Origin of the sequence: Asticcacaulis sp. AND118, from assembly GCF_020535245.1 — a bacterium.
In the GTDB taxonomy this organism is placed as follows: domain Bacteria; phylum Pseudomonadota; class Alphaproteobacteria; order Caulobacterales; family Caulobacteraceae; genus Asticcacaulis.
Genome location: NZ_CP084910.1, coordinates 2,015,551 through 2,027,903 on the forward strand (window position 1 = coordinate 2,015,551; position 12,353 = coordinate 2,027,903).

Here is a 12,353-nt window from a genome sequence, read left to right on the forward strand (position 1 = left end):
TACTTAACGGCCCGGGGCCTTGCCCGCCATACGGATCAGGCCCATCGTCTTCTGATAGAAGCCCAGCGCCGCTTCGTACTGCATGCGGCTCTCGGCCATTTTGAGCATCTGCTCTTCCAGCACGACCGAATTGCCGTCCATGGTCGTTTCCGAATCCGGCGCGATCATCGATTTAGGGGCGAATGTGCCCGTCCCTTCGGCGCTCATGTGCCCGGCTTCGGTCAGGCGCATCCCCAGTCCGGTCTGTTCCTGCTGGCCCTTCATCACCGCCTCGAAGTCCATGCGCTTGAGATCGCGCGGCTTGAAGCCCGGAGTCGTGGCGTTGGCGACGTTCTGCGCCACCAGCTTCTGACGCTGGCCCAGCCAGGTCATCTTGTCCTTCAGCGCCCCCAGGAGGCCGATATTTTCCGTGCTCATGCGCGACGCTTTCGTATCCGATGCGACTCAGCCTATTCAACTCAGCAGGCAAAATATGCCCCCTCCTTGGTTAATGAGCCTTTAAGGCTTTCGGGGCATGAGTAAGGTTCTGGAGGGGTTAGTCCGATGGACGTGTTCCTGAGTATATTGCGCGCGGCCTTCGCGCTGGCCATCGTACTGGGGCTGGTGCTCGGCCTCGCTTATGGCCTGCGTCGTTACGCGCCGCAACTGCTGGCGCGTTTTCAGGCTCAGCGCGGCGAGCGGCGCATGAACGTCGTCGAGACCCTGGTGCTCGACCCGGCGCGCCGGCTGGTGCTGGTGCGTATCGACGACGAGGAGCGCCTTCTGCTGCTGGGCGAAGGACAGGAACTGATCGAGCCGCGGCAACGGCCTGCGCCCAAGCCGCAACCCGCGCCGCCCGCCACCGTCAACCGTCCGGTGCTGTGATGCAGTTGCCCGAAATCTTCCGCCAGATCGGCAAGCCGATGCGCAAGCGCGACTACGCCCTGACGCTGCTGGGCGGCATTATCGGTTTCGCCCTGATGATCTTCCCCGGCGACGTGCTGGCGCAGTCGATCAATCTCGACCTGGGGCAGGGCGGCACCCTGACGGCGCGCGTGGTGCAGATGCTCGGCCTTCTGACCGTGCTGTCGCTGGCACCGTCCATCGTCATCATGACCACCTCCTTCATCCGCATCGTGGTGGTGCTGTCGCTGCTGAGAACCGCCCTCGGCCTGCAGCAGAGCCCGCCCAATGCCGTTCTGATCTCGCTGGCCATGTTCCTGTCGGCCGTGGTCATGGCCCCCACCTATCAGGCGGCCTACGACGCCGGCATCCGCCCGCTGATGGATCAGGAAATGGAGATGCCGCAGGCCTTCGACGCAGCCTCGGAGCCGGTCAAGACCTTTATGCTGTCTCAGGTCGATGCTGGCGATCTCAACCTGTTCATCCGCCTGTCGAAGGTCGAGAAACCTGCCGACAATATGGATTTGCCGGTGACGGTGATCACGCCGGCCTTCATGATCTCGGAGCTGAAGACGGCGTTTCTGATCGGCTTTTTGCTGTTCATCCCGTTTCTGGTGATCGACCTCGTCGTCGCCTCGGTGCTGATGAGCATGGGCATGATGATGCTGCCGCCGGTGGTGGTGTCCCTGCCGTTCAAGCTGATCTTCTTCGTGCTGGTCGACGGCTGGCGGCTGGTGTGCGGGTCGCTGGTCGAAAGCTTCACCAAGGCCGGGGGCGCGGGGAGTTAGATCTCGCCCTCGTCGACCTGCCGCGCGCCGTGCAGGATGCGAAGGATTTCGACCTCATCGCCTACGCGGTAATAGATGTTGTAGCGCCCGTGCGACAATATGCGGATATTTTGTCCAAGATTAGGACGCATCGCCCCGCGATAGGATAGGTTTGCAAGAGATAGACACTTTCTCTCTATCTCGTCAGTAAAGCTCAAAGCGCGAGTTTCATTATCTTCGGCGATATAAAAGGCAATATCTTCCAAATCAGCGATGGCCTTGGCGGAAAAAGCGACGATCATCCCTTATTTCGCGCCCTGTCAGTCAGTTTCTGCCGTAGCTCCGCAAACACCTGTTCTGCCGGGATAAACGGGCCCTCCATTCCCTTGACGATTTCGGCGCGCAGTTCATCCAGCCGCCGCTGCTTCTCCAGTTCGCGGTCCTCAAGCAGACGCAGGCCTTCGCGCACCACTTCGCTGACATTATTGTAGCGACCGCTGGCGATCTGCGCCTTAATGAAGTCTTCGAAATGCGGGCTGAGAGCGACGGATGTCGGCATGGCAGGCTCCTATCTATTACTAACAGATAGTAACACTGCCCCGCCCGTCTCTCAAGCGGCGCGCGTCAGCGCCTCGACCAGTTCGCGCTTGAAGCCGGCCAGGTCCTTCCATTGCGTCGCCACGCGCACAGGCCGGCCCTTGACCGGATCGATGAGGGTCATCCCCTCGTCGGTCACGCTGAGCGGCAGGGTTTCCATGACCAGCCGCGACTCGTCGAAGGCCATCTCGACGGCCACCGCGTCGAACTGCACCGAGCTTTGTTTGCTCAAGTCGAAGTCCTTGGCCATCCACGGCGCATTGGGCAGCCACACCTTGGAATTTTCAATGCAGGCCACGGCGAACGGATCGCGGCTGTCCCACAGTTTCCGCCAGTCCGGACCGTCCAGCGTCACCAGCCCGCAGGTATCGAGCGGCGTGATCGCGCAACTGATCCAGTCGGCTTCGAAAATGGTGCGCAGCGCCGCCGGATCGATCTTGACGTTGTATTCGGCATCCGCCGGGGCGACGCCCTTATAACCGATGCGCACCGAGCCAAACATGCCGATAAAGCGCGCCTTCTTCGCCAGTTGCGGCTCGCGTTTCAGCGCCTCGGCCAGTTCGGTGGCCGGGCCGACGCTGAGGATGGTCACGGGTTCCGGCGAGGTCATCACCGTGTCGATCATGGCCTGAGCCGCGTCCCTGCGGACCACGCCGGGATAGTCGTCAAGCCTGTAGTCGCCCAACCAGTCGGATTGCGCGCCGGTCTCTTCACCCTTGGGGCGGCCCATGGCGATGGCGACGTCGGTACGCTTCGCCAGGGTCAGAAGCTTACCCGTCAGACGCGCCTTGTAGTCCGGGCTGCCGGCATCGGTCGCCACCAGCTTCAGGTCCAGTTCCGGCCGCCGCAGCAGGTAGAGCAGCGCGAAAGTGTCATCCACATCTCCGCCGATATCGGTGTGAAAGATCACCGGCACGGGCTTGCGGCCCTGAGCGAGCACTGGCCCCGTTACCGACAGGGCCAGGGACGATAGAAGCAGGGTGCGGCGGTCGAACATGAGAAGCTCCATTTTACCTGAGCCTATGCCCGGCCGCCGCGCGCCGCAAGGTTTAGAACACCTCGACCGACTTCGTGCCCTTGTCGCTCAACGTACGATAGGCCGACAGGGCCGCGCCATTGACCATGGCGTAGAAGCCGGCGTTCAAAAAGCCGCTGAGCACCGTCTGGAAAATAAACAGCGGCGTCAGCAGAATTTCAAGCGACCCCATATCGGGCTGGCTCATCTGCCGCATGGCCGACAGGATATCCGAGCCCGTCCCGATCGTCAGCACCAGCAGCACCCCGTAGATGACGAACATGATGGCGCAGATCACCAGACCCAGCAGCAGATAACCGCCCAGCAGAACCCAGCCCTTGCCCTTGGTCAGCTTGAGGCTGCCGAAAATATCGATCTTCTGCTCGGCATAGCTTTGCGCCATCACCAGCGACCAGCGGCCCAGCACGTAGAGAAAGGCGATAAAGGCCACGACGATCAGAACAAAGCTGATCAGACCGCCAATAAAACCACCCTGCAGGACGCCGTTGATCACGGCGATGATAATACCGAACACGATGATGAACAGGATGTAGAAGAGCAGGAAAGCCAGCGCCCACAGTATGGTGACGAACACCTGACGGATTTCCGCCCCGCCCAGCCGCATGAAGCCCAGCCCCCTGGCTTCGGGCTGCAACTGGCTGCGGAATACCGCGCACTGGATGATGGCCGAAGCCAGCATGCCGACGATGAAGCTGATCAGCCACACCGGCGCCAGTTCCCCCAGCGATCCGAACACCGCCATCGGATCGTCCGGCGGCGATTGCTCCATGCCCTGCAAACGCGCGATGGCCGGCCCCGCCACAAGCACGGTCAGGACGCTGGTTGCGAAGCCAATCACCACGAGGACCACGCCCCACAAGGCGACGGCCAGCGGATGTTTGCGAATGATTTCAATGCCGTCAAAGGCAAAGTCGATAGACAGTTTCATGATGTCCCCCTCTCGAATTGAGATGTCAAACCTATCGTAAAAGAGGAAGGGCGCAAGGCCCCTCCTCTCGCCGTATCGTCAGTCCACCTTCTTCAGGTCGATGAACGGCGTGGCCGAACCCGTCACCTGAGGCATCTTGCCATCCCACTTTTCGATGGCGCGAAGCTGCACCACGCCGGGGCTGGCGGCGATCGACTGAGCGATCAGGCGGTTGGCCTCGGCCTGACCGCGGGCCTCTTCGATCCTGGCGTCGGCCTGCGCCTTGGCCACGGCGACCTGCGCCTGAGCCGCGGAGGCGTCGGCATCGGCCTTGGTCTTGGCCTGGATCGAGTCGAGGATCACCTGCGGGTAGCGGATGGTGCCGATCCAGTCGAGCTGGCTGATATTGACGCCCTGCGCTTCCCATTTACGATTGACGCGGTTGAGCGCCTTCTGGATCACCTGCTGGCGGCCGCCGCGATAGAGGAACTCGACGCTGACCAGTTCGGTTTCCGCCGCGATGGCCGAGCGCACGTCGTTGCGGATCGGACCTTCGAACAACTGATCGAAGCTCAGGCGATAGCGCGTATACAGCGCCGGCGCCTTGGCCGGATCGATGCGCATGACCAGTTGCACATCGGCCGTCATGGGCAGGGCGTTGTTGTCCGAGAAGTTGATTTCTTCGTTCTCCGGCCCGCGCTCGTCCTTCTCGCGGGTGTAGGTGTAGGTGCGCTGGATCACCGGAAATTCGACGATGCGCTCACCCACCAGATTGAGGTGCCAGCCCGACGGGATCGGCGTCTTGTCCACGCCGGCCTGCGGCCCCAGCGTGCGGATCTTCACCCCGACATTGCCGGGCTGGATCGTCTGACCGCACGAGGCCAGACCGAACAGCGCCAGCAGAGCCAATGCGCCGAGGGGCGCATAGACCTTCCATTTGCCGGACAGTTTCGGGTTCGGTATCGAATTGAGAGTCATGGGTTTCTTCGGCGCACGGGTTTCCGCCCGCGCGATCCGTCCTTTCTGAGAGTGACAGGAAGATGAAAGACAAAGGGATACGCGCCCTGAAAAGGGTGTGCATCGTCTTGGTTTCGGGGGCTTGATCGCAAGTAAAGCAAATATGGGCTTGGCCGAGATTTCGACTAGCGGACGAAGGGGCAAGATTAGTCAAATCGAGCGTTTCCGTCTTCATTCAGGGGCCGCGCATCTGTTCAGAGCGGCAATGCTTTTTCGTTTGGCGATCGTGGTCCTTCAGGTTCGTCTAAACTCCGATGATCCGGAGAATGTCGACATATTACATGGCCACAGGATCGCCATAAAGCGAATCCGGACAGCGATAACGGGAATGTGATGCGATCAGACTTTTATGGGGAAGCGAGCGATCAGCCAGTCACTTAGGCGGTGCCAGACAAGGGCGAAGGCCACCAGCAGCACCGCCCCGATCAGCACCACAGTGAACAGGAAGTCGAGCCCCAACCCCTGCTTGACCACCAGAAACGCATCCACCGCCGCCGGCGGGTGAAACACCTTTAGCCGCAGCATAAGAACCACGGCCAGACCGACGCTCAAGGCTGCGGCCCATTCTCCCGATCCGCACAGCCATAATACCGCGTACCCGGCCAGTGCCGACACCACATGCCCGCCGATCAGCGCCCTGGGTTGGGCCGAATCGGAGGACGGCGCGCCCATGATCAGAGCGATAGAGGTGATGAACGGCAGTTGCCAGAACGGCCGGTGGCTGATGAGCGCGGCGAATTCCAGCGCGCCGACGCAGAGCGCGGCCCCTGCCCCGGCCAGCAGCGCTATGATCAGCAGCCGCCCCAAACCAGAAGACATCACGCCGTTTTCGCGGTCGGCTGAGCGGGCTGCTGCCCCGGAGCGGCGGGCGCAGGCGGCGTGTTCTGAGTGCGGAACTTCTGCTTCATGGCAGCAACCCAGGCGGTGAAGCTGTCGGTCCGGGCGGCAGCGGTGGCAAAATCCGAAGCGCGCAGCGGCCCGTTGTCCATGCCGGCCAGCGCCACCCGCACGGCGTCGCCGTTCTGCGCCGTGTCGGCGAACTTGCCGAAGCGTTGCGACAGACGGTCGAGCGCTTTCTGATCGTCGGCGAGGCTGTAGGCCACCCCGGCGCGGATCAGATTGGCCTCGTCGGCCAGAGGCAAAGCGCCATCCGTCTTCCAGCGCTCACCCAGACGGCGCTCCAGCAGCGCCCCGGCCCTGGCCCAGTCCTTCTGCCGCCACAGGATGTCGGCGCGCACGTCCAGCGCTTCGGGCGACATGTCGTTGCCCAGCACCTCCAGCGCGTGATCCGGGCGGTTCAGTTCGTTGAGCGCGCGCGCCTCCAGCACCCGGCGCTCGGTCAGGACCGGCTTGGGCAGCAGGGTGTTGCGCGTCTTCCACAGGGCCTGCAACGCCTTTTCCGGCTGCCGGTTCATCAACTGGATGGCGGCCAGATCGGCGGCGACCTGCGCCTTGGCCACGCCCTGCAGGCGGTTATCGACCTGATATTGCAGCAGGTCGGCGGCCTGAGACAGCAGATCGACCTCGACCAGACGCCGCGCCAGACGCCGCACCATGGCGTCGCCGTCGGCCCCTACCGGCGTCAGTTCCTGAAAATCGTAGAACAGGCCCAGCGCCTCGACCGGCTGCAGGCCGTCGGCCATGCCGTCGAGGAACAGGCTGCGGAAGGCGGCGGTAAGCTTCTGATTGATCAGCACCGCATCGGGACGGTTGAAGAAGGACGTGCCCGCGCCGCGCAACACCTCAAGGGCTTCGCGATAGCGGCCCTGATTGAGGTAGATGTCGCCCATGGTGCGGATGGTTTCCAGTTCGGTATCGTCGCCGCGCCAGCGGAAGCGCAGCGCATTCATCAACTGGATCGTCTCGTCGGCCTTGGCCTCGCCCAGTTCGAGCCTGAGCCGTGCCGCACGCAGTTGCGCCGGGGTGTTGATGCGGTCGGCGGTGGCCTTGGAAATGGCGGCGTAGACGCGGTAGGCGCGGCCCTTGTCGCCCTGCGCCTCGATAATTTCGGCCTGCACCAGTTGCGCCTCCAGCCGGTCGAGCGGCGGCACGTCCTGACCCGTGGCGTAAACGATCAGATCCCACGCGCTCTTGGTGTCGCCCAGCGCCAGCGCCGCGCGGGCATTGGCCGTGGCAAAGCGCGTGCGCCACGCCGGCGGGAAGCCTTCCATCGCCGAAACGCCATCAGCAAAAGCCTTGCGCGCATCCTCGAAATGGCGGCCGCGTTCGGCGATGTAACCGCGCCAGAGATTGGCCGCCGGATCGTTCTGCAGGGCCGTCGAATCGAGATCGGCCTGTGCGTCGGACAGGCGTCCGGCCATCACCTTGGCCACCACCCGCAAGCCCCGCACCTGCGGATCGCCGAGGCTGCGCGGATTGTTACGGGTCAAAAGGTCGAGCACGCCCTGCCCTTCGAAATTCATCCCCTGCCCCACCAGAAAGCGCGCCAGATCGAGACGCGCGGCGTAGGGCCCTTCGGCCCCCAGCCCCTGCTCTTCGGCGGCGGCCTCCTGCAGGCGGTTATAGGTCTTGAGGAAGCCCTCCTCCGGCGTCTGGCTCCAGGCCGGGTCCGGCAAGGTCGGGAACAGAGCGGCCTTGAAACCGGCGCGGTCAGGCTTTTGCACGCCCTCGCCGTTCGAGGACAACAGCAGGCCGCCGGGGCGCGTCACCGCCACGCGGTCGCCTTCGACGGTGACGAGGATGTCCGGCGTCATGCGCTCGACCATCACCCCCTGCGCCGTCGCGCCGATGGAGGCCTGAAGCGTCGAACGGTCGTCGCGCACGGCCTTGGCCGGGCCGGGCGCCGGGATGACAGCGATGCGGTCGCCGACCATGGGGTCGCGTATCCACGCCACGCGCTTGGCCCCGGCCAGATTCAGGGTCAGGGTCGGCGAGCCCGTCGTATCGTCGCGCTTGACCGCGACCTCGCTGGTCTCGCCCGTCAACGCCCGCCCGCCGACGCGAATGCGCCAGGTCGCCCCCTGCGTATCGACCGACAGGCCGGTGGCCGAGGGCGCGACCAGCCGCAGGGCGGTGAAGCCGTCGTTCTTGACCCAGTTGGCCTCGGTGACGATAGTCCCGTCCTTGAGACCGGCGGGCAGACGAAAATCCACCTCACGGTCGAAAACCATCCACACGGCCTCGCCGCGCCGGAACACCGCCGCGCCGGTCACTTCGGGGAAGGGAAAATCGAGCTGGACGCCGTCCTCTACGCGCACCTGTTTCAGGGCGACGAGCGGAACCGCGGCCTTGGCGGGCGCTTCGGCGGCAGGCGCGGGCGCAAGCGCGCCGTCCTTGCGGTCTTCGGCGGTGACGGCCCTGATGACCTGAGCCACTTCGCTGTGATCGTCCTTGCTGTCGATCTGCACGAAGACCGCGCCGTCCGAACGGCCGAAGCGCGCCTTGGCCCCGTCGGCCAGTGTCAGGACGATTTCGCTGGCGCGCGCATCGCGGCGCAGATCGACCGACTTGACCCCGGTGGGCGGATTGACGCGAAAATCGCCGATGTCGGGCGTCTTTTGCCCCGGCAAGCGGATAACGACCTGCCCGTTGTCGCTGCGCACCGAGGCGCGCGAACCGATGGAACCATAGAGTTCGACGCGGCTGATGCCGCCATTGCGCCCGACGCGCAGGTCGATTTCGCCTTTGGAGGCCAGCGCGGCGGCGACCTGATTCGCCACCGGCGCGGACACGGCCAGTCCGGCGGCGCCCAGCCCCGACAGGGCCACGGCGGCGGCGGCGAAGCGGATGCTGCGCACGGAAAACCCTGCGGACGCGACCTCGCGCGACGGATAACGCAACTGCGTATCCGCATTCAGCGCGGCTTTGAGCCGTGACAGGTCGTGAGGTGGGCGCGTCATGACGCTCGAATCCTTGCCCTGATTGGGCTTAAGGCACGGTTAATAGCGAAGTAACGAAGGTTGATTTTTTGCGTCATCCACCCCCGGCCTGTCAGAAGGGAAACCGCGCAAAGCGCTTGAAACCATGACAGGTAGCCGACACAGTTATCAACGGTCGCACTGGAAGAACCCCCACCACCACATCTCGCCTGCGGCTCGTGCGGTCCCCCTCCCCAGTAAACTGGGGAGGTATAATATGTGCCAAACTACCGGGTGCAGGGGCCGCGCCCCTGCCCGCCGGAAGGCTCTTTTACTTCTTGACCGCCGGGGCGGCGGGCGTGGCCGGGGCTGCCGCCGTGTTGACCTTGTCGAGGCGGTTTTGCAGATCGTCCGCCTTCTTCATGCGCTGGGCCAGTTTTTCGGTCAGGTCGCGCGCCTTGTCGGGCTGCATCTGGGCCAGCATGGCGGCCAGATTGCGCTCCTTCATCTTCGACGCGATGGGCAGGCGCACATCGTCTTTCAGCGTCTCCATGACCTTGGCGGCGTCCTTGGGCTTCATCGATTCGTAGACCTTAACCATGCGAGCCACGTCTTCGTCGCCGGTCTTGCTGGCCTGATCGAGGAGGCTCTGCACCTGGGTCTTGAGGTCGCCCAGTTGCTTGATGCGCCCGTCGAGCTTGGCTTCGGCGGCGGCGATCAGTTGTTCTTGGGTCGCCATCTGCTTTTCGCGGGCGTCCAGCTCGGCGCGGCGCTGGGCCAGGCTCTGGATGACGCGCAGTTCCGACGGCGACATGCCGGCCTGTTTGGCCAGATCGTCGACCGAGGTGGCGCAGACGGGGGCGGCCTTGGCGGTCGCCGCGGCAGGCTGGGCGGCGTCGAGGATGGACAGGGCTTCGCTGTCGCCCGCCGCCGAGGCGGCTGCGGCGTCGGCGGCATCTGACGTGGTGTCGTCATCGGGCGAATCGGTCTTTTCCGCCGCCTTGCCTTTGGCGGGGGTTTTCGCATCCTTGGCGGGCGCTTCGGCCCAGGCGGTGGCGCTCTTGAGGAATTCGGGCATGGCCTCGATCGAGCCCACGGCGCGGACGGCGATGACGCCGCCGACGGCGACGGCGATCAGCGGCAGGAGGCGGAGGTTATTGGCCATTTTAATCTATACTCGGGTCAGCGCAGGCGCCGGAACAACGGGCGCGCGGGTTTAGGATCAGGCTCGGTCTCAGGCCTTGGCGTTGCATCCGGCCTTTCGTCGAATGTCTCACGCGTCCGGTCGCCATCGAACAGTTCGTCATCAAGGGCCGACGGCAGTCGCGTGCGAGACAGCTTCAGGGTGTCCGGTCGGGCGGCGCGTGGTTCGGCTTGTCTTTCCGGCGCGCTTCTGCGGCCGTCTTCCCGTACCGGCGCGCGATCGGCGTCAGGGACGCGGCGGGCGGCACGGTTTTGCGGGATGTCCTCAGGATCGGCGAACGCCCTCAACATTTCGTTAATCGCTTCCAGACCAAGGGCGCTGACCGCCTCCTGTTCGATCGACGCTTCACGGGGCGGGTCCCGGTCCACGGCGCGTTTCGACAGACGATCATTCATATCGCGCAGACGCCCCGACAAAGGCAGATCGAAATCATCCGCCGCATCGTCCTGATCATCGGTGTCCTCAAAAGCCGGACGGCCTCGCCCTGCATAGGTCTGACGTCCTTCGGCTCCGCGCGCCCCGGCCCAGTTTTCGCGCTGGGCCTGACGGGCGACCTGCAATGGCGGTTCGGCTTGCGGCTCAGGTTCCGCAAAACCGGACACCGGTGCAACGGGCACGTCCTCAAGCTCGCGGCGGGCGCGTTCGGCGCGGTTGATCTGGGTTTCCAGCTTCGACAACAGGTCGCGCGCCGCCAGAATCCGCCCGTGCAGCAGTTCCTGCGACTCGTCGGCATTGGTGTGCAGTTCGCGCAGCGACGCGTGCGCCTTGATCGCCGCCTGATCCAGTTCGGCCACGGCTTTGATGAAGCTTTCCTGGCCGTTGCGCAGGGCCTTCAGGCGCGCATTGAGGCGCATGCCGTACCACAGGGCCACCAGCAGCAGGCCCATGAGGACCATGTCCATGATCAGTCCGGCGGCGGCGGGCATGGTGAGCGGGCTACTTCTTCCTGATCTGCGTCAAGCGGCGCTTGGTGGAGGCCGCCAGCGGGTGATCCACGCGGACAGCGATATTATGGCCTTTTCGTCCCATCTTGCCGTTCGTCAGCGGAATGGTGCCGCATCGGAGCTGGACGGGAGAATCAGCCGTGGCGTTCAACACGATGGTCTCACCGACCTTCAAGTTCAAGACCTCCGACAGCGGCATCTGCTGTTCGTCGAGCACGGCGCGCACTTCCATCTGAGTCGTCCACAGTTCGGTGGCCAGATGGCTTTCCCAGATGTTGTCGCGGCCGAACTTCTCGCCCATGAACTGCTGCAGCAGCATCTTGCGGATCGGTTCCAGCGTGGCGTAGGGCAGGAGCAGTTCGACGCGCCCGCCGCGGTCTTCCATGTCGATGCGCAGCTTGACCAGAATCGCCGCATTGGCCGGGCGCGCGATGGCGGCGAAGCGCGGATTGGTCTCAAGACGGTCGAGATTGAAATTGACCGGCGTCAGCGGCTCGAAAGCCATCTTGGCGTCGTGCAGGATGACCTCGACCATGCGCTGCACCAGCACGCGCTCGATCGTGGTGTAGGGACGGCCTTCGATACGCAGCGCCGCCGTGCCGCGACGCCCGCCCAGAAGCACGTCCACGATGGAATAGATCAGGTTGGAATCGACGGTCAGAAGGCCGTAATTGTCCAGTTCCTCGGCGCGGAACACCGCCAGGATGGCCGGCAGCGGGATCGAGTTCAGATAGTCGCCGAAGCGGATCGACGAGATATTGTCGAGCGACACTTCGACGTTGTCCGAGGTGAAGTTACGCAAGGATGTCGTCATCAGACGCACGAGGCGGTCGAAGACGATTTCGAGCATCGGCAGGCGTTCGTAGGACACCATGGCCGAGTTGATGATCGCCCGGATGCCCGAACGCTCGTTATAGTCGTCGTCGCTGAGGTCGAAGCCCAGCAGGCTGTCGATTTCGTCCTGATTGAGGATGCGTTCGGCCCCGGTGGGCGAGGCCATGCGCGAATCGCCGCCACCGCCGCCGACCATGGCTTCCCATTCGGCGGCCAGGTCGCCGGCGCCGTCATCACCGCCACCGCCGCCCCCACCACCGCCGCCGGTCGCCGCTTCGGCCTCGGCGGCCAGCTCGGCCTCCCATTGGGCCATCAAGGCTTCCTGATCGACTTCCGCCATGAACTCC

Annotated in this window: 13 protein-coding genes; 2 read left to right on the plus strand and 11 right to left on the minus strand. The window is 64.1% G+C overall.

Annotated features, from left to right (window positions below):
• Positions 1-3: 3 nt before the first annotated feature.
• The gene (gene flgB / locus LH365_RS09745) at positions 4-417 is read right to left on the minus strand and encodes a flagellar basal body rod protein FlgB (RefSeq protein ID WP_226743449.1); all 414 of its coding nucleotides are present in this window, start codon (positions 415-417) and stop codon (positions 4-6) included.
• A gap of 126 nt (positions 418-543) precedes the next feature.
• Here flgB and LH365_RS09750 point away from each other — a divergent pair, with 126 nt between their 5' ends.
• A complete protein-coding gene (locus LH365_RS09750; RefSeq protein WP_226743450.1) occupies positions 544-864 on the plus strand; it encodes a flagellar biosynthetic protein FliO in 321 nt (106 codons plus the stop codon).
• A gap of 95 nt (positions 865-959) precedes the next feature.
• On the plus strand, positions 960-1,670 hold the full coding sequence (gene fliP / locus LH365_RS09755) for a flagellar type III secretion system pore protein FliP (RefSeq protein WP_226745472.1): 711 nt from the start codon (positions 960-962) through the stop codon (positions 1,668-1,670).
• On the opposite strand, the gene LH365_RS09760 is transcribed toward fliP, so the two are convergent.
• The 10 genes from LH365_RS09760 to fliM all read right to left on the minus strand — a co-directional run bounded on the left by LH365_RS09760 (position 1,667) and on the right by fliM (position 12,346).
• Positions 1,667-1,951: a type II toxin-antitoxin system RelE/ParE family toxin gene (locus LH365_RS09760; RefSeq protein WP_226743451.1), complete on the minus strand. Its 285-nt coding sequence runs from the start codon at positions 1,949-1,951 to the stop codon at positions 1,667-1,669. The genes fliP and LH365_RS09760 overlap by 4 nt on opposite strands.
• The gene (locus LH365_RS09765; RefSeq protein ID WP_226743452.1) at positions 1,948-2,208 is read right to left on the minus strand and encodes a type II toxin-antitoxin system ParD family antitoxin; all 261 of its coding nucleotides are present in this window, start codon (positions 2,206-2,208) and stop codon (positions 1,948-1,950) included. Before LH365_RS09765 ends, LH365_RS09760 begins: the two co-directional genes overlap by 4 nt.
• A 51-nt stretch (positions 2,209-2,259) precedes the next feature.
• The gene (locus tag LH365_RS09770) at positions 2,260-3,243 is read right to left on the minus strand and encodes a nucleoside hydrolase (RefSeq protein WP_226743453.1); all 984 of its coding nucleotides are present in this window, start codon (positions 3,241-3,243) and stop codon (positions 2,260-2,262) included.
• Between the two features lie 52 nt (positions 3,244-3,295).
• A complete protein-coding gene (locus LH365_RS09775; RefSeq protein WP_226743454.1) occupies positions 3,296-4,210 on the minus strand; it encodes a hypothetical protein in 915 nt (304 codons plus the stop codon).
• A 78-nt stretch (positions 4,211-4,288) separates the two neighbouring features.
• Positions 4,289-5,167 (minus strand): SPFH domain-containing protein, encoded by an 879-nt coding sequence (locus LH365_RS09780; protein ID WP_226743455.1) that lies wholly within the window; start codon positions 5,165-5,167, stop codon positions 4,289-4,291.
• A 378-nt stretch (positions 5,168-5,545) separates the two neighbouring features.
• Positions 5,546-6,025 (minus strand): HPP family protein, encoded by a 480-nt coding sequence (locus LH365_RS09785; RefSeq protein ID WP_226743456.1) that lies wholly within the window; start codon positions 6,023-6,025, stop codon positions 5,546-5,548.
• The gene (locus LH365_RS09790; RefSeq protein WP_226743457.1) at positions 6,025-9,066 is read right to left on the minus strand and encodes a lipopolysaccharide assembly protein LapB; all 3,042 of its coding nucleotides are present in this window, start codon (positions 9,064-9,066) and stop codon (positions 6,025-6,027) included. Before LH365_RS09790 ends, LH365_RS09785 begins: the two co-directional genes overlap by 1 nt.
• A 289-nt stretch (positions 9,067-9,355) precedes the next feature.
• Positions 9,356-10,189, minus strand: a complete 834-nt coding sequence (locus LH365_RS09795) for a MotE family protein (RefSeq protein ID WP_226743458.1) — start codon at positions 10,187-10,189, stop codon at positions 9,356-9,358.
• A gap of 17 nt (positions 10,190-10,206) precedes the next feature.
• Positions 10,207-11,154 carry a DUF6468 domain-containing protein gene (locus tag LH365_RS09800; protein ID WP_226743459.1) on the minus strand — a complete coding sequence of 316 codons (948 nt, stop codon included), beginning with the start codon at positions 11,152-11,154 and terminating at the stop codon, positions 10,207-10,209.
• A 10-nt stretch (positions 11,155-11,164) separates the two neighbouring features.
• The gene (gene fliM / locus LH365_RS09805; RefSeq protein WP_226743460.1) at positions 11,165-12,346 is read right to left on the minus strand and encodes a flagellar motor switch protein FliM; all 1,182 of its coding nucleotides are present in this window, start codon (positions 12,344-12,346) and stop codon (positions 11,165-11,167) included.
• Positions 12,347-12,353 lie beyond the last annotated feature (7 nt).